At 71.2% G+C, this 19,600-nt stretch carries 20 protein-coding genes and 1 riboswitch; of the genes, 5 read left to right on the forward strand and 15 right to left on the reverse strand.

The window, feature by feature from the left end:
• Positions 1 to 20: 20 nt before the first annotated feature.
• On the reverse strand, positions 21 to 659 hold the full coding sequence (ctaE, locus tag C4K88_RS04385) for an aa3-type cytochrome oxidase subunit III (protein WP_104120427.1): 639 nt from the start codon (positions 657 to 659) through the stop codon (positions 21 to 23).
• Positions 660 to 806: 147 nt separating this feature from the next.
• On the opposite strand from ctaE, the gene trpD reads away from it, so the two are divergent.
• Positions 807 to 1,868, forward strand: coding sequence for an anthranilate phosphoribosyltransferase (gene trpD / locus C4K88_RS04390; RefSeq protein WP_104120428.1), 1,062 nt, complete (start codon positions 807 to 809; stop codon positions 1,866 to 1,868).
• Between the two features lie 27 nt (positions 1,869 to 1,895).
• Here trpD and C4K88_RS04395 read toward each other — a convergent pair whose 3' ends face one another.
• The 3 genes from C4K88_RS04395 to glsA form a co-directional block, all read right to left on the reverse strand.
• Complete coding sequence (locus C4K88_RS04395) at positions 1,896 to 2,177, reverse strand: Lrp/AsnC family transcriptional regulator (RefSeq protein ID WP_104120429.1); 282 nt, start codon at positions 2,175 to 2,177, stop codon at positions 1,896 to 1,898.
• Between the two features lie 30 nt (positions 2,178 to 2,207).
• Positions 2,208 to 2,666: a DUF3054 domain-containing protein gene (locus tag C4K88_RS04400; RefSeq protein ID WP_104120430.1), complete on the reverse strand. Its 459-nt coding sequence runs from the start codon at positions 2,664 to 2,666 to the stop codon at positions 2,208 to 2,210.
• 265 nt (positions 2,667 to 2,931) lie between these two features.
• Positions 2,932 to 4,038: a glutaminase A gene (glsA, locus tag C4K88_RS04405; RefSeq protein ID WP_104120431.1), complete on the reverse strand. Its 1,107-nt coding sequence runs from the start codon at positions 4,036 to 4,038 to the stop codon at positions 2,932 to 2,934.
• A 307-nt stretch (positions 4,039 to 4,345) separates the two neighbouring features.
• Between glsA and C4K88_RS04410 the strand changes: the two genes are divergently transcribed.
• Together C4K88_RS04410 and C4K88_RS17320 are read left to right on the forward strand one after the other, a co-directional pair.
• Positions 4,346 to 5,569 (forward strand): DUF998 domain-containing protein, encoded by a 1,224-nt coding sequence (locus C4K88_RS04410; RefSeq protein ID WP_104120432.1) that lies wholly within the window; start codon positions 4,346 to 4,348, stop codon positions 5,567 to 5,569.
• A 93-nt stretch (positions 5,570 to 5,662) separates the two neighbouring features.
• The gene (locus tag C4K88_RS17320; protein WP_167398972.1) at positions 5,663 to 5,827 is read left to right on the forward strand and encodes a hypothetical protein; all 165 of its coding nucleotides are present in this window, start codon (positions 5,663 to 5,665) and stop codon (positions 5,825 to 5,827) included.
• On the opposite strand, the gene C4K88_RS04415 is transcribed toward C4K88_RS17320, so the two are convergent.
• From C4K88_RS04415 to C4K88_RS04460, 10 genes are all read right to left on the reverse strand, one after another.
• Positions 5,824 to 6,396, reverse strand: a complete 573-nt coding sequence (locus C4K88_RS04415; protein WP_104120433.1) for an MOSC domain-containing protein — start codon at positions 6,394 to 6,396, stop codon at positions 5,824 to 5,826. The genes C4K88_RS17320 and C4K88_RS04415 overlap by 4 nt on opposite strands.
• 46 nt (positions 6,397 to 6,442) lie before the next feature.
• Complete coding sequence (locus tag C4K88_RS04420) at positions 6,443 to 7,777, reverse strand: acyl-CoA dehydrogenase family protein (protein ID WP_104120434.1); 1,335 nt, start codon at positions 7,775 to 7,777, stop codon at positions 6,443 to 6,445.
• Positions 7,778 to 7,785: 8 nt separating this feature from the next.
• On the reverse strand, positions 7,786 to 9,258 hold the full coding sequence (locus C4K88_RS04425; protein ID WP_104120435.1) for an LLM class flavin-dependent oxidoreductase: 1,473 nt from the start codon (positions 9,256 to 9,258) through the stop codon (positions 7,786 to 7,788).
• Positions 9,255 to 10,985, reverse strand: coding sequence for a dipeptide ABC transporter ATP-binding protein (locus C4K88_RS17850; protein WP_206604347.1), 1,731 nt, complete (start codon positions 10,983 to 10,985; stop codon positions 9,255 to 9,257). The genes C4K88_RS04425 and C4K88_RS17850 overlap by 4 nt, the downstream gene beginning before the upstream one ends.
• A complete protein-coding gene (locus tag C4K88_RS17590; RefSeq protein ID WP_104120437.1) occupies positions 10,982 to 11,902 on the reverse strand; it encodes an ABC transporter permease in 921 nt (306 codons plus the stop codon). Before C4K88_RS17590 ends, C4K88_RS17850 begins: the two co-directional genes overlap by 4 nt.
• Positions 11,899 to 12,831 (reverse strand): ABC transporter permease, encoded by a 933-nt coding sequence (locus C4K88_RS04440; protein WP_104120438.1) that lies wholly within the window; start codon positions 12,829 to 12,831, stop codon positions 11,899 to 11,901. The genes C4K88_RS17590 and C4K88_RS04440 overlap by 4 nt, the downstream gene beginning before the upstream one ends.
• Positions 12,832 to 14,493, reverse strand: a complete 1,662-nt coding sequence (locus tag C4K88_RS04445) for an ABC transporter substrate-binding protein (protein ID WP_104120439.1) — start codon at positions 14,491 to 14,493, stop codon at positions 12,832 to 12,834.
• Between the two features lie 132 nt (positions 14,494 to 14,625).
• Positions 14,626 to 14,753, reverse strand: a riboswitch (SAM riboswitch).
• A gap of 71 nt (positions 14,754 to 14,824) precedes the next feature.
• Entirely contained in the window at positions 14,825 to 16,747 is a 1,923-nt protein-coding gene (locus C4K88_RS04450; RefSeq protein ID WP_104120440.1) for a heavy metal translocating P-type ATPase, read from the reverse strand.
• A 162-nt stretch (positions 16,748 to 16,909) separates the two neighbouring features.
• The gene (locus C4K88_RS04455) at positions 16,910 to 17,551 is read right to left on the reverse strand and encodes an NADPH-dependent F420 reductase (RefSeq protein WP_104120441.1); all 642 of its coding nucleotides are present in this window, start codon (positions 17,549 to 17,551) and stop codon (positions 16,910 to 16,912) included.
• Positions 17,548 to 17,817: a BON domain-containing protein gene (locus tag C4K88_RS04460; protein ID WP_104120442.1), complete on the reverse strand. Its 270-nt coding sequence runs from the start codon at positions 17,815 to 17,817 to the stop codon at positions 17,548 to 17,550. Before C4K88_RS04460 ends, C4K88_RS04455 begins: the two co-directional genes overlap by 4 nt.
• A 182-nt stretch (positions 17,818 to 17,999) precedes the next feature.
• Here C4K88_RS04460 and C4K88_RS04465 point away from each other — a divergent pair, with 182 nt between their 5' ends.
• Together C4K88_RS04465 and C4K88_RS04470 are read left to right on the forward strand one after the other, a co-directional pair.
• Positions 18,000 to 18,281: a hypothetical protein gene (locus tag C4K88_RS04465; RefSeq protein ID WP_104120443.1), complete on the forward strand. Its 282-nt coding sequence runs from the start codon at positions 18,000 to 18,002 to the stop codon at positions 18,279 to 18,281.
• Positions 18,278 to 18,703, forward strand: coding sequence for a hypothetical protein (locus C4K88_RS04470; protein WP_104120444.1), 426 nt, complete (start codon positions 18,278 to 18,280; stop codon positions 18,701 to 18,703). Before C4K88_RS04465 ends, C4K88_RS04470 begins: the two co-directional genes overlap by 4 nt.
• Before the next feature lie 432 nt (positions 18,704 to 19,135).
• Here C4K88_RS04470 and C4K88_RS04475 read toward each other — a convergent pair whose 3' ends face one another.
• A complete protein-coding gene (locus tag C4K88_RS04475) occupies positions 19,136 to 19,585 on the reverse strand; it encodes a pyridoxamine 5'-phosphate oxidase family protein (protein ID WP_104120445.1) in 450 nt (149 codons plus the stop codon).
• Between the last annotated feature and the right edge of the window lie 15 nt (positions 19,586 to 19,600).

Consider the following 19,600-nt stretch of genomic DNA (forward strand, 5'->3'; position numbering starts at 1 on the left):
AGAAGAGACTACAGGAGGAGTCACTTGAGGAAGTAGATGATGATGAACAGGCCGATCCAGACGACGTCGACGAAGTGCCAGTAGTAGGACGTCACGATGGCCGAGGTGGCTTCGAAGTGCCCGAACTGACGGGCGATGAAGGCGCGCCCGATGATGAGCAGGAACGCGACGAGACCGCCGATCACGTGGAGCCCGTGGAAGCCGGTGGTTATGTAGAAGGCCGAGCCGAAGGCGTTGGAGTTCAGCGCGATGCCCTCGGCGACGAGCTCCGCGTACTCGTAGGCCTGCACGGACACGAAGATCGCGCCCATGACGAAGGTGAGCAGGAACCACTCGACCATGCCCCAGCGTGCGAGCTGGAAGAGGCCGCCCGTCCTGCGGGGCTGGAGGCGCTCGGCGGCGAAGACGCCGAACTGGCAGCTGAACGAGCTCGACACCAGGATGACGGTGTTCACGAGCGCGAAGGGCACGTTCAGCTTCTCGGTCTCCATCGCCCACAGCTCGCCCGAAGTGGAGCGCAGGGTGAAGTACATGGCAAAGAGGCCGGCGAAGAACATCAACTCGCTGGACAGCCACACCACGGTTCCGACGGAGACCATGTTGGGGCGGTTCAGGGCGGGATGCGGGGCGGCGCTGGGGGCTTGGGTCGCGGATGTCACAGACTCATTATGTCCCCAAGATCAGCGCGACCACCAACGCGAAACCGCCGTTGCACGGGCGGTTGCGCGCCGGGAGGGGTGTGACGCCCGTGATTCCGCGGAACTTCCCCGAGATGACTTTCTACAATTCGTAGATAATCTTGGACGGTGAGCCTGACAACAAGCCCTGCCACGGTGCAGCCCACCTGGCCGTCGATCTTCTCGTCCCTCCTCGCGGGCACCGATCTGAGCGTGGAGCAGAGCCGCTGGGCGATGGACACGATCATGGCGGGCGAGGCGAGCCACGCCCAGATCGCAGGCTTCCTGGTCGCCCTGCGGGCCAAGGGGGAGTCCGTCGACGAGCTCACAGGACTGGTCGAGGCGATGCTCGGCAGGGCACACCGCATCCGGGTGGCCGGTCCCACGCTCGACATCGTCGGGACCGGCGGCGACGGGCTGGGCACGCTCAACATCTCCACCATGGCCTCGCTGGTGGCCGTGGGTGCGGGTGCGAGGGTCGTCAAGCACGGCAATCGGGGGGCCTCCTCCGCCTCCGGCGCCGCGGACGTGATCGAGGAGCTCGGGGTGCGGCTCGATCTGCTGCCGGCCGACGTCGCCCGGACGGCCGAACGGGCCGGGATCACGTTCTGCTTCGCGCAGGTCTTCCACCCGTCCATGAAGCACGTCGCCGTGCCGCGCCGTGAACTCGGGATCCCCACGGCCTTCAACTTCCTGGGGCCGTTGAGCAACCCGGCCGGGGTCGGAGCGCAGGCGCTCGGCTGCGCCGATGCGAGGATGGCGCCCCTGATGGCCGGCGTCCTCGCGGCCCGGGGGATCCGCGCCCTCGTCTTCCGGGGCGACGACGGTCGGGACAAGCTGACCACCAGCGGCTCCTCCACGGTATGGGAGGTCCGCGACGGGCAGGTGCGGACCCAGGAGGTGCACCCCGGGGACTTCGGGCTCGACGTCGTGCCCGTCGATGCGCTGCGCGGTACCGACGCCGCCGGCAACGCGGCCGTGGTCCGCTCCGTGCTGGGCGGCGGGACCGGACCCGTACGGGACGCCGTCGTCCTCAACGCCGCCGCGGGCCTCGTGGCACTGGAGCCGGCCGCGGAGGGAAGCCTCGTGGACCGCATCACGGCGGCCATGCAGCGCGCGCGCACGTCGATCGATTCCGGCGCCGCTGCGGCCGTCCTGGAGCGCTGGGTCGAGGTCAGCCGCTCCTACTGACCGTTCCTGCGGGCGCCGCGGGGGCTCTCAGCTCTCGAAGCCCAGGGAGAAGGCCGCGTCGAGGTCGTGCTGCGAGTAGGAGCGGAAGGCGATCTGCGTCGTCGTCGAGCGGATGCCCTCGATCTTCGAGAGGCGGTCGGCGATGACGTCGGCCAGGTCCTCGTGGCGGCTCACGCGGGCGACGGCGATGAGATCCCACTCGCCCGTCACCGAGTACACCTCGCTGATTCCGGCGATCTCGGAAATTGCCTGCGCGCTCTCGGGGATGCGGGAGGCGTCGGTCTGGATGAGGACGAATGCTGTGATCATGGCATGCCTTTCGGGAAGGTGGATTCGGACCTACGCTACCGGCCGGCGTCGCCGCCGGACCACGTGGTGGACGACGCGCGGGAGCAGCAGGAACACACCGAGGACGATCAGCGTGACGACCTGGAAGCTGAGTGCGACCCCGGCGCCGGACAGCGCGCGCACGGCCAGGCCGCCGGCGACGGTCCCCAGCCACAGGACCACCCCGGTGGGCCAGGGTGTGCCGGGGGACCGCCAGGCGCGTACGGCCAGGGCCGCGGCGGTGTAGGCGAGGAGGAACGGCCAGGCGGTCTCGGCCACGCCGGCGACGGTGACGCCGTGCTCGTGCGTGCGCCGCCCAGAGGCGGCGAACACGAGGATCAGGACGACGTCGGCGAAACCCCAGCCGACCGGGGCCGCCGGGGCGCGACCCGACACTGCGCGGCCCGACACTGCTCGACCTGCCGGGGACGACGTCGCACGGGCGGGATGGGGGGAGGTGCTGCTGGGCATGGCACCAGCCTAGTTGCCCCGGACCAGGTGGATGCCGTCGTCGTGCCCGTCGTCGTGCCCGTGGACCGGGGGGCGGGTGATCCACTGCGCAAGGGAGCGCGGCACCGGTGGTGCACGGTCCACCGGGATCGGGACCCTACCTCCGGTTCCGGACCGCACAGCGCACGCACAGCCTCGGGGAAGCCGTGCCACACGCGGGTCCGTCACGGTGGTGGTGGGGTACGGAAGCCTTTCATCGGGTGGGGCCGACATCCCGGCCCCGCGCTCAGGTGGCGTGCTCCGGTGTGCCCGGGCTTGCTGCATCGGGTTCCGGGGCGGAGGCGAAGAGATCGAGGCCGAGACTCCGGGACAGGCTCCGCGTGGCGTGCTGCCCGCGGACGCTGGTACCCGCGGCGTCGAGCCGGGGCGAGTAGGTGGCCATCGCGCCCTTGCCCGGGGCCACAGTGACGATGCCCCCGGACACCCCGCTCTTGCCCGGCAGCCCGACCTCGTAGAGCCAGTCGCCCGAGCGCTGGTACATGCCGGAGGTGGCCATGACGGCGAGGGTGTCCCGGCAGACGGACGGACCGACGACCCGCTCGTGGGTCAGGGGGTTGACCCCGCCGTCGGCCAGGGTGGCGCCCATCACCGCGAGGCCCCTGGCAGTGACGAGGAGCGAGCACTGCCGGGTGTAGATGTCCGTGGTGAGCAGGGGATCGTAGGACATGTGCCCGTAGCTCCTGAGCAGTGCGGCGAGCGCACGGTTCCGGTGGTTGGTAGCAGCCTCCGAGTCATAGACCTGCGCGTCGAGCTGGAGCCTCCGGCCGGCGAAACGGGACATGCCCTCCTGCAGGTACTGCCACTTGGCGGCGGCGGAGTCCCCGGGGGTGAGGCTGATCATGACGAGCGCCCCTGCGTTCACCATCGGGTTCCTGGGGCTGCCCCCGTTGAGCTCGAGCGCCATGACGGAATCGAAGGCCAGTCCCGTGTTGTTGACCCCGACGGCCTGCCGCACAGTGGTGTGACCGATGGCGTCGCACACCAGCGCGAAGGTGAAGGCCTTCGAGATCGACTGGAGGGAGAAGGCGTCCTGTGCGTCGCCTATCGAGAACGAGTTGCCGTCCACCCCGCAGACACTGATCCCGAACCGGCCCGGGTCGGCGGCCGCGAGCGAGGGGATGTAGTCGGCCACGGTGCCGTCGTCGAGCGTGGCGTAGGTTGCATGGGCGCTGCGCAGCAGGCCGCTCACCGTGCGGCGGGGCGGGAGGTGCCCCGTCGAGGTGAACGGCGCATCCCCGGACGGGTCGGCGGCGCGCCCCGGGCTGAGCAGGTCGAGGTCGCCGCTGTCCCGGCCGCCGGCGGAGTGCGCCAGGATGCTTGCGTTGCGGTCCATCGTTCTCCTTCGGGCTCTCCGGCGTCTGCCGTGCAGTCCGTGCTGCGCCGCCTCCGGCGGCCGGATCCCTCGTCCTGACGGGTCGTGGCCTCGTCGGCTCGCCGGGCCGACCGGCTCCCAGTATGTCCCGTCGCGTGGTGCGCCGGTCCCCTCCGGACGCAGATCATGCCTCGTACCGGCGTGAATCACCCGTGCCGGGTGTGGGACCTGCCGACCCGGTGGCCGAAGCTGGCCGGAGTCGTCGTGCGGCTCACTGGCGGGGGTGTGGACCACGGACGGCGTCCCGCGCGAGGTCAGGAGCACTCCCATGGATGTCGGCAGTACCTCCGGACGGGCGCCTGCCGTGCCGGTGTCGCCCGTGGGCGTCGAGACGGAAGCCGCCGTCGTCGCAGCAGCGGTGACGGTGGTCGGCACCCTCGCGGCAGCGGTCTTCTTCGACGGCAGCCCCGCCCCGCTCTGGGGCGGCAACTCGATCGGTGCCGCCACGGCCGCGGCAGCCTTCGGAGCCGGACTCGTCGCCGGGCTGATGGGCTACTGGCGGTCCAGGTACCAGCCGGGCCACGACTACCGGCAGATGCTTCCCACCTGGCGGCTCATCCTCGACGGCCTGTCGGTCGCCCTCGTCCACGCCGTGATCGCCGCTACCGCTCCGGTCGGCTACCTGTTGCTCCAGCGGAGTTTCGGGGACCCGAGTATCCATCCCGCCGCGGCCGCCATGATCGTGGGCTTCGGGTGCGGACTCGCCGTGTACTGGACCTACACCTCGGTGTTCGCGCTCACCATCGGCCGGCTGTACGGCCTCTTCGTCGTCCTCGTGATGCTCAATGTCGTGGCCGGCATGGCGTCCGTCCAGGACCACACCTGGTGGCAGCACAATTTCAGCAGGCTCGGTGACCCGAGCGAGAGGTCGGGCGAGCTGTTCAACGTGACGCTGGTCGCGGCGGGGATCTTCCTCACCACGTTCGCCTCCCATCTCCAGCGCGAGCTGCAGCGCCTGCACGAGCGGCACCTGCTGCAGCATGCGTGGAGTGCGGGCCTCACCTTCGCGAGCATCACGGCGAGCGGGGTCCTGCTGGTCGGCGTGGGGGTCTTCCCGTCACACGGACGGGGGCTGCTGCACATCTCGTGTGCCGTCGCCATGACGATCTCCTTCGCGTCGCTGATGATCCTCAGTCCGGTGGTCCTCGCCGGGCTGCCGGTATGCTTCCACGTCGGCACCTACGGGTCGCTGGCCGCCCTGATCGCCTGCACGGTGCTGGTGGGCCCGGTCCGCTACCTGAACCTCACGGCGTACGAGCTGTGCACCTCGGTCATCATCTTCTGCTGGATCGCGCTCCTCGTCCGTTTCCTCGACGCGCTGGGCTCGACGGTCACGCCGCCCGCGGCCGCGGGATCCACGCAGGGCGTCCGACCAGCGGACCCCGCCGCAGCCCGTCCCGCAGCGAGCGCGGACCTCACGGTGACCGGACGCTCCGGCATTCTGCGGGGTGGCGCCGAATTCTCCCGCACTCCGCGGAGCGGGCGGAGGTGACGCCGTGTGGGAGGAACTGATCCGCCGGGAGAGGATCCGCCGGGTGGAGAGCATGATCGTGGCGACGACGGCGTCCCCTGCCCTCAGCTCTCCGTGGCCGGATCCGAGCTGCAGGGCATGACCTCCATGCTGCTCGCGGCTCCCACCTCGCGTGACCTGACGGTGGACGAGGTCGCCCGGCAGTCGGTCCGCAGGTCCCCCTCGCTCCGCGCCGGGGACGCGTCGGGCGGACACCGCGAGGCAGCCGATGTGCCCTAGGGCAGCCGGGAGGGCCTGAGCACCGATGCCACTGCCGCCCGTGCCGGATCCAACGGCACCGGGCTGAGGAGGACGGCCGGACCCCGGTGCAGGGTCCCGCTGTCCAGCGGCCGGCAGCGCAGACCGCCCCGGCCGCGCATGGCCGGATGGGCTCCCGGCGCCAGGACCCGGTCCATCCAGGCACAGGGGTGGGCGTGCCGGCCGCCGTGGAGCGAGACCTTCCCGCCCGCGCTCTCGAGGGCGAACGCGTGGCCGATGAGCGGCGTGAGCTCGGCACCCCGGAGGACCACGTTGCGGCGGGGGAGCAGCGGATCGAGAGGTGCCGTTCCGAGCTCCGCCGCGATGGCCTCGAGCGATTCGATGGCGAACAGGGTCACGGCGGCATCCATGTGGGCGGCCTTCCCGAAGAAGCGGTCGCCCACGATGCCCTTGCCCGCCACGACCTCCACGCGCTCCGCATCGGTGGTGACCACCTCGGCTGCCCCGTCCCGGGCACGCCCGAAGTAGGCGTGCCCGGGCGAGACGAGCAGGTGCAGGATCTCGACGTCGTACCGGTACTCGTGCGTCATGGCTCCCACGCTAGCCGGTGACGCCCGGGGGCGTCGGATCTCCGGATCAGGCGCCGACCGGCTGCGGCTCGCGCTCCCCGTGGACCGCCTGGTAGCCCAGCGCGCGGGCCTTGTAGATGGCGGGATTGTGGGAGGCGATGGTCCGTGCGTTGCGCCAGTGGCGGTCCAGCGCCCGGCCCGTCGACGTCGCCGACGCACCCCCGACCTCGAACAGATCGGTGGCGGCCCTCAGGGACTGGGCGACGGCGACCAGTTGCGCCCGGCTGACGGCGGTGTCGGCGTCGTCCACGGCCGCGCGGGCAGCGGCCCGCGCCCGGGGCCCGTCGTCGTCCGACCCGTCGTCCGTCCCGTCATCGGACCCACTCGTGGACCCACTCGTGGACCCGCCGGTGCACCGCCCGGCCCGGAGGTGTCCGTACGCGGCGTCCAGGAGGTCCGCCGCGGCGAGGACGACGGCGTCGGCGGCGAACGCACGGCTGCCCAGTTCGCCCACCACCTGCAGCACCTGGGGGTCCTCGCGCGGCAGGGGTGTGGTCGCGGTGGGATAGGACCGCGTCCGTGGCCGGACGAAGTCCGCCGCGTCCTCGGCTGCGGCCCGGGCGATCCCTGCCAGCGACGCGACGAGCACGAGCTGGAAGAACGCGGGTACGTGGGTCGGCGCGTCCGTGGAGAAGGAGCGGACGTGCCCCGGATCGACGCGCACGTCCGTGAAGCGGGTGGTGCCGCTACCGGTGAGCCGCTGACCGAACCCGTCCCAGTCGTCGATCCGCTCCACGCCGGGGGCTGTGGCACGGACCGCGTACCCGACGCGCTCGCCGTCGTGCAGGGCGCTGCCGGCGATCCAGTCGGCGTAGAGGCTGCCGGTGCTGTAGTACTTGGTGCCCGTGAGCGTCGGGGCGCCGCCGGGCGGGCCCGGGGAGGTCAGGGCCGTGCGGATGTCCCGCAGCGACGTGCCGGTGAGTTCGCTCGAGGCGTTTCCCACCATGGCACCTGCCGCGATGTCGAACAGCCACCGGTCCCGGTGTGCCGACGACGGCTGGAGGAGCGTGCCCTCGACGAAGGCGAAGTGCCCGCGCCACAGCTGGGTGAGATTCGAGTCCGCTGCCGCGAGATCGGTGAGGAGGACGAACAGCTGCCGCAGGGACACCGCGGATCCGCCGTAGGCCTCGGGAACCCGCAGGGCACCGAACCCCGCCTCCTTCAACGCCGCGACCTCGTCGTAGGGCAGCCGGCGGTCCTGCTCCCGCCGGGCCGCCCCGGCGGCGATGGAGTCGAAGAGCGGGCGGAAGCGCTTCCGCAGGGCTGCCGTCGAGGGCGGCGTAGCCGGAGTCCCCGGCTCGCCCGTCGGGGACTGGTGGGTGGTGGCGGACACGGTGGGCATGGGGGCTCCTAGGCGTAGGACGGGGTGATGGGCGGGATGGGCGCAGCGGTGCCGGGCAGGACACCGGCGGCGCGGGGTGTCCGGAGGGGCGCGGCGGCGTGGCCAAGATTCGCCCCGCCGCGGTAGCGCGCGCCGGGATGCCGGTCGAAGAGCCGTGTGGCTCCCGGCCCGAACAGGCGCTCGCGGAGGGTCGACTCCTCGTACGATCTGCGGTACAGGCCGCGCTTCTGCAGTTCGGGGACCACGAGTTCGATGAAGTCCTCCGCCGTGCCCGGGGAGAGGAACTGCCGCAGATTGAACCCGTCGAGGTCCGTGCCCTCGACCCACCGTTCGATCTCGTCGGCGACCTCCGTGGGCGTACCGATCGCCACGAAGGGACCACGGTCGAACCGGGTGATGCGCTCGAGCGCCTCGCCGACGGTGGTGCCCGCCGGGTGCCTCCGGTTGCTGGGCTGCCGGTCGCGGCCGGGCCGGTCCTCGCGGGCGAGGATGTCGTCGATCACCTCGTCGGCCCGGTAGGCGGCGAGATCGATCCCGCCGCCGCCCGCGTGGGCGAGGTAGCCCTCCGCGCTGGAGAGGCGGCGGTACTCCTCCGCCTTGCGCTGGGCGTCCTTGTGCGTCCTGCCGACGATGACGACGGCGCTCGCGAAGGTCTTGATGTGGTCGGCGCCGCGGCCGTTGGCGACAGCGAGCCGGCGCAGGTCCGCCACGTTGTCCCGGTACGCCGCGGCGTCGCGTCCGCCCACGAAGACGCCCTCCGCGTGGCGGGCCGCGAAGGCCTTGCCGGCCACCGAGCTCCCGGCCTGGAAGAGCACGGGGGTGCGTTGGCGGGACGGTGCGCTCAGGTGCGGGCCGGCCACGGAGAAGTGCGGGCCGCGATGGTCGATGGAGCGGACCTTCGACGGGTCGGTGTAGATGCGCCGCTCGCGGTCCTCGACCACGGCGTCGTCGTCCCACGAGCCCTCCCACAGCTTGTACAGGACGTCGAGGTACTCGTCCGCGATGGCGTAGCGCTGGTCGTGCTCCACCTCGTCGGCCAGCCCGAAGTTCCGGGCGGCGTTGGGGAGATAGGACGTGACGATGTTCCAGCCGAACCGCCCCTTGGTCAGGTGGTCGAGCGTGGAGGCACGCCGTGCGAAGGCGAAGGGTGGTTCGTACGTGGTGGAGAACGTGGCGGCGAAGCCCAGGTGCTCGGTCACCGCGGCCATCGCCGGGATGACCAGCAGGGGGTCGTTGCTGGGAATCTGCACGGCCTCGCGCAGCGCCGTGTCCGGACCGCCGCGGTAACCGTCGTAGGTGCCGACCACGTCGGCCAGGAAGACGCTGTCGAACAGCCCGGCCTCGAGCAGCTTCGCGGTCTCCACCCAGAAGTCGAGGTCGTTGAAGCGGTGGCGGTTGTTCTCCGGGTGGACCCAGAGGCCGTGGGAGATGTGTCCCACGCAGTTCATCTCGAAGAGGTTGAAGGCGATCTGGCGTGTCATGGGTGGGGTGTGTCCTTCCGGGGTGCGGGGAGTGCGGGGATGGCGTCGATGAGTCGGCGCGTGTACTCGTGACCGGGGGCGTCGAAGACCCCGGCGACCGGCCCGTGCTCGAGGACGATGCCGTCCTTCAGGACCAACACCTCACGGCTCACGTGCTGGATGACACCGAGGTCGTGGGAGATGAAGAGGTAGCTGAGCCCGAAGCGCTCCTGCAGCTCCGTCAGGAGGTCGAGGATGCGGGCCTGCACGGTGATGTCGAGCGCGGAGACCGGTTCGTCGCAGATGATGACCTCCGGTTCGGCCGCGAGGGCGCGGGCGATGGCCACCCGCTGGCGTTGGCCGCCCGAGAGTTCCAGCGGGCGGCTCCCTGCCTTGTCCGCCGGGAGGCCGACGAGGTGGAGCAGTTCACGGACGCGCGCGGGCCGCGCGTTCCGCGGTGTCCCGGCAGCGGCGACGGCCTGTCCGATCACCTGCTGCACGGTCTTGCGGGGGTCGAACGACTGCAGGGGGTCCTGGTAGATCATCTGCACGGAGCGGCGGGCCGCGAGGTCGCGGGACGCGCGGTGCTCGGCCCAGGTGCGTCCGCGGACGTGGACGGTACCGGCGTCGGGTTGCTCGACGCCGAGCGCCATGCGCGCCACGGTGCTCTTGCCGCTCCCTGATTCGCCCACGATCCCGAGGGTGGTGCCCCGGTGCAGGGTGAAGGACACGCCGTCCACTGCCGTCCGGCGGCCGCCGTCGGGCCCGGGGAAGGCCCTGGTGAGCCCCCGGACCTCCAGGGCGGGCGGTCCCGGCGTGGGGAAGTCCCGGGCCGGCACCGGACGGCCCTGGTCCTGGTCCTGGTCCTGGTTGTGGTCCTGGACTTGCACCGTCAGACGCCGTCCGCGGGAGGACCGCGAGGGGATCGCCGCCAGAAGTCCCTGCGTGTAGGGGTGCTGCGGGTCCTGGAGGACGGCCTGGACGCTGCCCTCCTCCACGATCGCGCCGTCGCGCATCACCGCCACGCGATCGGCGAGGCCGGCGACGACGGCGAGGTCGTGGCTGACCACGAGCATCGCGGTGCTGCCTCCCTTGAGGTCGCCGAGCAGCCGGAGGACCTGCGCCGCGATGGTGGCGTCCAGCGCCGTCGTCGGTTCGTCCGCGATCAGGAAGGCCGGGTCCGCGGCGATCGCCGAGGCGATCAGGGCGCGCTGGCGGAGTCCGCCGGAGAGCTGGTGCGGGTACTGCGCGGCGCGGATCCCGGGGTCAGGGACGCCCACGGAGGCGAGCAGCTCCAGCACGCGCTCGCGGCGGGCGTGGCGGTCGAGGTCCCCGTGCAGGCGCAGGACCTCTCCCACCTCGTCGCCGACCGTGCGCAGGGAATCGAGGGAGGACAGGGCGTCCTGCAGGATGAAGCCGGCCTCCCTGCCCCGGATGCGGGACCACTGGCGTTCGCCCCAGGCGGAGGCGTCCCGGCCGTCGAAGCGTTGCGCGGTGGAGCGGACCTGCGCGCCGGGGCCGGTGAGTCCCACGAGGGTCCGTGCGGTCACGGATTTCCCGGAGCCGGATTCCCCGACCAGCGCGAGGCATTCGCCCGGCCGGACGGACAGGCTGAGGTCGTGGATGATCTCCCGCCGGTGGGTGCCCCGGCCGAAGGCCACGGAGAGCCCTTCGAGTTCGACGACGGGCGGAGGAACGACGAAGGGCGGGGCGGGGATGCTGGGGCGGGTCAGGGCGGTGGGGCTCATGGGAGCCTCCCTTCGGCACGGCGTCGGAGCTCGCGCCCGATCACGGTGATGGACAGGACGGTCGCGACGAGGAACGCCGCGGGGAAGGTGATCAGCCAGGGTGCGTTCGAGATGAAGTTGCGGCCGGCGGAGAGCATCGCGCCCCATTCGGGTGCGGGGGGAGGGGTGCCGAGCCCGAGGAAGCTCAGCGACGCCCCTGCTCCGATCGCCGAACCGATGCCGATCGTGGCGAGGACGAGGACGGGTTTCATGACGTTCGGGACCGTGTGGGTGAGGAGGATCCGCCAGGCGGGCAGGCCGAGGGTCCGCGCGGCCTCGACGAAGCCGGACCGCCGGACGAGGTGGGTCTGGGCCCTGGTGATCCGCGCGTAGTAGGCGATGCTGCCGGCACCGATGGCGAGGATCGCGTTCTCCGTGCCGCCCCCGATGATCCCGATCACCACGAGCGCCAGGAGGATCTCCGGGATGGCGAGGGTGACGTCGAGGAAGCGCATCACGGAGGCTTCGACGAATCGCCCGTTGAGTCCCGCGAGGAGGCCGACGGCGGTCCCGCCGACGACGCCGATCGCCGTCGCGCCGACGCCGATGTACAGCGAGGTGGCGGCCCCGTGGACGATCCGCGTGTAGGCATCGGCGCCGGAGTCGTCCGTGCCGAACCACGCGGAGGCACCCGGCGCCTCGAAACTCCGGCCCGGATCGACGGCGTACGGGTCCGCCGGGGCGAGCAGGTCCGGGACGAGGACTGCTGCCGCCAGCCAGAGGAGGAACACGGACGCCAGCAGGAGGCCGGGGCGGATCCTCGACCGGCGGTGCCGCACCGGGGCGGGACCGGCCGGGTCCGCCGGAGGGGCCCGGTGTCCTGCCGGCGGGGCGGCGGGCGGGACGACGGTGTCGCTGGTGCGTGAGGCGAGGCTCATGCGGTCACCACTTTCGGGTCGATGAGCGTGTACAGGAGGTCGACGACGAGGTTCACGACGACATAGACCGCGGCCGAGAGGAGCACGATCCCGATGATGACCGGCAGGTCCTTGTTGTAGACCGATGCCAGGGCCAGCGATCCGATGCCCTGCCGGCTGAAGAGGGTCTCCACGACCACCGACCCGCCGAGCAGGGCGGCGACGACGAACCCGGTCATGGTCATCACGGGGATGGCCGCATGCCGGAGGGCGTGCCGGATCCTGACGGGGAGGTCGCGCATACCGCGGGAGCGGGCCGTCAGGATGAACGGCTGCTCCAGGACGTCCTCCAGTTCGTTCCGGAGCACCTGCGACAGGGTCCCGAAGACCGCCAGGGCGAGGGTGATCGCGGGCAGGACCAGCGCCGCGAGACCCTGGTTCCCGCCGATGGGGAACCAGCGCAGACCGAACGAGAAGACGATGAGCAGCACGAAGCCGATGATGAAGGTGGGCGTCGCGGCGAGGACCACCTCGACGCCGGAGACGATCGACCGGACCCAGGCGGCCCGCTGCGCGGACAGGATCGCGACCGCGAACGTCAGCGGCAGGGCGACGGCGACGGCGGCCGCCGCGAGCGCCGCCGTCGCGCCGATCTGCTGCCCGATCGCTTCGGCGACCGGCAGGCGTAGCCGGTAGGACTGACCGAGGTCGCCCTGGAGGAGGTTCCCGAGGTAGCTGCCGTACTGGACGATAAAGGGCTGGTCCAGGAGATAGTCGGCGCGGACCTGCGCGAGCGTCTCCGCGGTGGGCCGCGCGTCGGGCCCGCCGAGGATCAGCAGGGCCGTGTCGCCCGGGATCAGGTAGACCGCGAGGAACGTCAGGGTCGCGGCCCCCCAGAGGACGCCGATCCCGACGCCGAGGCGCGTGAGGACGCGCCGGAGCACGGCCATCTACTCGGCCTTCCACGCGTAGGTGAGGACGGGGACCGGGTGGGAGGTGTCCACGGCGACGTCGTGCAGCGTGTTCGCGTAGGCGAACTGGCTCGGGTTCTCGTAGAGCGGCACGCCGGGCACGAGATCGAGCAGCCGGTGCTGGGCGTTCGCGTAGGCCTCCGCGGCGGCCGGCCCGTCGTCGGCCTCGCGGGCCGTGGAGAGCAGTGCGTCGAGCTCGGGATCGTTCACGTAGGACGAGTTCTGGCCGATCCGCTCGCCGGTGATCTCGGAGGAGTGGTAGCGGATGAACAGGACATCGGTGGTATTGGTGTGCCACACCCCGGCCAGGGCGTCGTAGTCGCCGGCGTAGCGGAGTTCCGTCAGCTGCGCCTGCGGGAGCTGGACGATCCGGAGGTCGAAGCCGACCCTGCGGACCTCGCCCTGCAGCTGCACGAGCAGCGGACTCGGCGTCGAACTCTCCACCGTGGGCACCTCGACCGTGAGCCGCTTCCCGTCCTTCGTGCGGAAGCCCTCGTCGTCGCGGCCGGTCCAGCCCGCCTCGTCGAGGAGCCGGGCGGCCCGCTCGGGGTCGTGGGTCAGGACGCCCTCGACCGAGGGGTCGTAGTACTTGCTCTCCTTCGACAGGAAGCTGTCGATCGGGGTGTAGGTGCCGAAGCCGAGACTCCGCGTCACGGCCTGCGTGTCCACCGCGGCGGCGAACGCCTGCCGGACCGCGAGGTCGTCGAACGGGGCCCGGCCGAGGTTGAAGCCCAGCACGTACGGGCTGCCGGTACGGGGGAGGTTCTCGTAGGTGAAGTCCGGATCGGCCTGGACGGCGGCCGCGTTCTGCGGTGGAAGGTTCTCCGTCAGGTCGTACTGTCCCGAGACGAGCGACTGGTGGCGGATGACGGGTTCGCTGACGAGGGTGACCTCGACGCCGTCGAGCAGTGCCTCGCCGTCACCGTCCAGCCACTCCGGCGCCCAGTCGTAGCCGTCCCGCTTCGTGTAGCTGATGCTCTGGCCGGGCCTGTAGTCGGCGACCGTGAAGGGACCCGTACCGATCGGCTTCTGGCACAGCGTCTCCGGCGACTCCGAGATCGCCTTGCCCGAGGTCATGCCGAGCCAGGACTGCGCGAGCGTGTAGAGGAACGGCGTGTAGGGGTGGGCGAGATGGGCCTCGAACGTGTACTCGTCGATCACCGTGCCATCGACGTAGGGGGCGATGTACGCGGCGGCCAGCGGCGACTTCGTGGCGGGGTCCCGCATGTGCTCGAAGTTCTGCCGGAGGACCTCCGCGTTCCAGGGTGAGCCGTCGCTGAACGTGACCCCCTGACGGAGGCGGAACGTGTAGGTCCTGCCGTCCTCCGAGACGTCCCAGGATTCGGCGAGGTACGGCGCGATCTCCCCGTTCTCGTCGAGGGTCACCACGTTGTCGTAGATGAGACGCCCCAGGAACTGCTGCTGGGTCGCCGAGATGCCGTGTCCGTCGAGGCAGCCCGGCTCGGCCGAGATCGACACGTCGAGGACACCGCCGGCCACCGGCTCGCCGCCGGCGACCGACGGGGAGCCCGCCGGACCGCCGCAGCCGCTGAGCAGGGCCGTGAGGGCGACGACGGACGAGGCCGTCCATCGGCGGAGGTGCCGCTGATTCCGGGCAGGGGGGATTACGGATACGTTCATGGGTACTCCTCAGGGAGAGTCGGCCCGGTGCAGGACGACGTCAGGGAAACGGACAGGCGCAGGAAGGGCGCAGGACTGCGTGCCTGTCAGGACGTGGTGCGGGGTGCGCTACAGCTCACGATGTGGCCTCTCGAAGTGCTCTTGCCTGCGCCGGACCAGCACTGTGTGCCAAGGCGGAGGCCGCTTCGTCATCCGAACCACCCACGAACATGGGGTTGGTGTACGGCCTAGTCGGAGCTTGGCGGCCGCATCTCTTGAAGCTGGAATCACTATAGGCACGCCGACGGGTGCTCCGGTCAACAAGAAGTAATGTGACGCCGGCGCCGAGGGTCTACCCGTGCGCGGACCGCCCGGCGTCGGTCGAGCCGCGGGCTCCGGACCGCGGGGCACGTGCCGCCCGCAGCGCGTAGAGGATCGTCAGGAGATCGATGCCCTCCTGCCCGAACGCTCCGGCCAGCGGGGGGACGAGTCCCAGGGCGGCGCCCGTCATCAGCACCAGGCTCAGCCCGATGCCGATCCCGATGCTCTGCAGCGCGATCCGCAGGGTCCGCTTCCCGATGAGCACGGCCTCGCCGACCTTCGCGAGGTCGTCGACCGTGATGACCACCTCCGCCGATTCGCTGGCCGCCGTCGACCCCCTCGCCCCCATCGCGATGCCGACGTCCGCGGCAGCGAGGACCGGGGCGTCGTTGACGCCGTCGCCCACCATGATGACGGGGCGCTCGGGCAGGTTCCGCACGATCTCCACCTTGTCCCCGGGCAGACAATCGGTGTGGATCGTGTCCACCCCCGCCTCCCGGGCGATGGGGCGCGCGGTTGCTTCGACGTCACCCGTGAGCATGAGCACCTCCCGCACTCCGAGGGCGACGAGCGAGCGGATCGTGGATGGCGCCGTGCCGCGCAGGGCGTCGCGCAGCAGGATGCACCCGGCGAAGCGCTCGCCGACCCCCACGTAGACCGCCGTTTCCCCCGGTGACAGTGGCGGGTCGGGGACGGGCCCCACGAGGCGCTCCACGAAACGGCGTTTGCCGACGGCGACCGTGGTCCCGGCGACCTCCGCGCGCACGCCGTCGGTGGCGAACTCCTGGGCCCCGGATGCCGGATGGAGGGCCAGCCCGCGGCGCGCGGCCTCCGCGATGATGGCCGCGGCGAGGACGTGCGTGGAGTACTGCTCGGCGGAGGCGGTCAGGCCGAGTACCTCGTCCTCGGTGAGGGGCGCCGCCATCGGGGCGAGAACGATCGCGCCCACCAGCGGCGTGCCGGAGGTCAGGGTGCCGGTCTTGTCGAACGCGACGCTCCGGGCGCGGGCGAGCTGCTCCAGGGCCTGGGTGCTCCGGACGATGATGCCGGCGCGGGCGGCCCTGCTGATGCCCCCGAGGAAGGCCACCGGCGCGGCGATCAGCAGGGGGCAGGGTGTGGCGGCGACGAGGACCGCGGCAGCCCGCGTCGGATCGGAGCTGAGGACCCAGGACAGCGCAGCGAGGGCCAGCGCGAACACGGTGAAGGGGACGGCGAACCGGTCGGCGAGCCTGACGGTCGGCGACCGGCTGGCCGACGCCTCGGCGACGAGTGCGACGATCCGGCTGTACTGCGAGTGCGCGGGGGTCGCCGTCGCCCGCAGGGTCAGGGCGTCCGCCCCGTTCAGGGAGCCGCTGAGGATGTGCGCGCCGCGCACGTAGTCCACCGGCAGGCTCTCACCCGTGAGCATCGACTCGTCGAGGGTCGCGGAGTCCGCTGTCAGGGTCCCGTCGGCGGGCACCACCTCCGCGGGCCTCACCAGCACGAGGTCGCCCACCCGGAGGTCGTCGATCGGCACGTCCTCGATCGCGCCGCCCGCGGGCGCGCCGTCCGTCCCGTCCTGGTCCCGCTCCTCCTCCATGACGCGGTGGGCCGCGCGGGGTGCGCGCTCGAGCAGTGCCCGCAGCTGCGTCTGGGCGCGCGCCGACGCGAAGTCGTCGAGCGCCTGCCCGCTGGCGATCATCAGCACGACGACGATGCTCGCGTAGTACTCGCCGGTGGCGGCCGTGGCGAGGATGGCCATCAGCGCCAGGAGGTCCACGCCCCAGTGGCCCTTCCGGATGTCCCGGAGCATGCCGTAGGCCTGCACGGCTGCAACCGCCAACGAATAGGCGGTAGCAAGGCGCTGCGCGGCGGCACCCGCCCCCGCCGCGTCGAGGAGGATCGTCGCCGTGATGACCACGCAGGTGATGACGACGAGCCAGGGGAGGCGGGGGAGCGAGGTCCTCCTCCGCACGCCCGGGTCCTCCGATGGCGCGTCAGGGTGCCCCGCGGAATGGGAGGGCCGGGGAACGGTCTGCGCCTGGTCTCGCCCCGAGCGGCTGCCGGGCCGGGCGGGGAGGTCAGCGGGCACGGGGGCAGGGATCGTGCCCGGTGGAAAGTCCGCTTGCCGGGAGTCTCACGGGAGGATCTTCAGCGCGGTGTCCCAGTTGAAGTGCGGGTGGGCGTCCCCGACCTGGAGTCCCATGACCAGGAGCATCATCGCCTCGAGTTCGCGTGAACGGCGCAACGGCCCGGCATCGACGGGGCGCAGCCCCGATCCCGCCACGAGTCGGCTGATCACGGCCTTCGCCTGTTCGGAGTCACCGGCCAGGAAGACGTCCAGTGGTTCACCGGCCACCCGGCCCTCCTGGAGAGTGCCGGAGAACACCGTATTGAATGCCTTCACGACGTCGGCCCGCCCGCCGAGGAGTTCCGCCGTCTGTTCGGCCGATGACGTCCCGGGCGGGGTGAGGAGGCGATCGAAGCCGGCGACGTCGACCGGGTTGCTGATATCCACCACGATCTTCCCGTCGAGGCCCGACCCGTACTCGAGGACGAGTTCCCGGATGTCGGCGTAGGGGATGGCGAGGACCACGACGTGACCGTCGATGGACTCACCGGGGTAGCCCCCCTGGGCGCCGGGGCCGAGCTCCTCCACCAGTGTCCGCGTCTGCTCCCCGTTCCGCCCGAGGATCCTGACCTGGCATCGGGCGTGGAGCATGCGGATGGCGATCCCTCTGGCCATCCTGCCGCTTCCGACGATCGTCACGGTGCTCATGACGGGCCCGGGGAGATGGTCAGGTTGTTGTACACGGCGCGGACGCCCGGGTCGCACCAGCAGGCGAAGCCGGCCCGCGACTTGTCCTCGGGTCTCAGTGCCACGCCGGAGAGCACGACGACGCCCTCCGACACGGTGAGGTCCAGGCGTGCGCAGTCGGCCGCGCGCCGGACCGCGTGGCGCAGAAGGTCCTCGAGTGAATCCGGATCAGCAGCCGTGCGCCCTCCTTCGGCGCCCGCGGAGTGATCATCGACCGACATCGTCATGCCTCCACTGTGCGTCAGGCCGCCCGGACACCTGCAGGGTCCAAGGTCCTCTCTCCTGTCCGCCCGGCCCGCACTTCTCGCCGCGGACCGGGGCCGATGGGACTTTAGGCCCTAGTAGTCGGTCCGGGTCTCGCGTGTGATGTTCGTGCAAAGCGAGACACCGATCGCGAGAGGTTCGCACAGTGACCAACATCAGTTCAATCTGGACCAGGATCGATCCGGGCGTGCAGCAGTGGGTCCTCGAGAATCCGGGGTGCGTCGTCCTGCCACGTACCCTGGTCAACCGGGTGGAAGCGACCATCGGCGAGAGTCTCCACGCGGATGCCCACGGAGAGTACTGGTTCTCGGGGGAAGAGCTCATCTTCCTGAAGGCCCGACGCCGGGCGCAGGAACTGGGTGGCTACACCGCCGCAGGTCAGGGCGACCGCCGGTTCCACGATCACGCAGAAATGCTCGACCGGTGAGGCGGCGTCCGATCGCGTCCGCCGGCGCGGCCCAGGGATCGGCCAGGACCGCCTACCGGCGGGGGACGGCCGGCCTCGGCGCCGACTCCGAGGAGACGATGCGGCGCCGCGCCATGGCGATGCACCCGTCGTCGTCCAACCGGAAACTGAAGATCCTGGTCAGCGCCGATGCCGAGGCGCACATCGTGCGGATCCTCGTCCACGGCTGCGTGTCGTCGGTCAATCTGCACGCCCTCGATCTCGTGGTGCGACGGGCCGCCACCCTGTCACCGGGGACGAACGTCGTCCTCGACCTGAGCGAAGCGCAGGCCTGGGACTCCGTGCGGACGGACCTGTACCCCGACTCGATCACCGCGCGTCTCACGGCGCAGGGGGCCGCACCGGCGCCCTTCCCCCTGGGGGTCATCGCTCCCGCCCCGTGAGGGGCGGCAAGAAACGGGTGCACCCTGAGCTCAACGGCGAGCGCGGGGTGCACCGACGCGGGGGCGTCGAGGTGGACTACTGACGTGGGACTACTCCAGGCGCTTCACGTGCACCAGAACCAGCCCGGCGGGCGCCAATCCATCGGCACCTCGTGATTCCTGCTGCGGCCGCAGCGGGCGCAGCAGTAACTCGCCCGGGCAGGTCGGACACGGCCGTTGGGGAGAACCACCTGCACGGAGTAGGCGGAATAGACGAGGGCGTCATCCGCTCCGCAGGTCAGGCAGAGCGGGGTCGCCCCACGAGGGTGTTCACCGTGCCCGGCCCGTCCACGAAGAGCGGTCGCGTCCGCGATGCGCGCATCCGGCGTCGTCGACGGGCGGCGCGCAGGCCGCCCCTGGTCCCTGGATCGGCGCATCACCACGGCTATCGGGCTAACGGGCGGTCGACAGGCGACGACCGCGCATCCTGGTGGGAGCCATCTCGTAGAAGAGATCGCGGAGTCCGGGCGCCCATGGCTCCTCCGAGACCTTGCCCCACAGCGTGGTCAGGAGGTCCGGGTCCTCGACACGGGTGGCCGGCCCGTTCGCCAGGACGGTCCACCCGCTCTGGGTGTTCCTGTCGGTGACGTCCACCTGGAACCCCGCATGCTCGAGGTAGCTGTTGGCGATGGTGCCGTCCGCCCGCGTCCGGAAGTAGAGGTGTTCGTCGAGCACGAAGTAGTTGACCGGAAAGATGTTCAGGCATCCCTCGTGGAAGAAGCCGAGACGGCCGACCGACTGCGTGGTCGCCAGGGCCCAGCATTGCGTCGGCGTGAGGGCTTCCGACGCATGCAGGGCGCCCGGCATCTCCCAGTAGCTGTCCTGGCGTGGGGGTGTCGACACGGTGACGTCCTTCGT

It is taken from the genome of Arthrobacter pityocampae, assembly GCF_002927275.1.
GTDB classification, from domain to species: Bacteria; Actinomycetota; Actinomycetes; order Actinomycetales; family Micrococcaceae; genus Arthrobacter_D; species Arthrobacter_D pityocampae.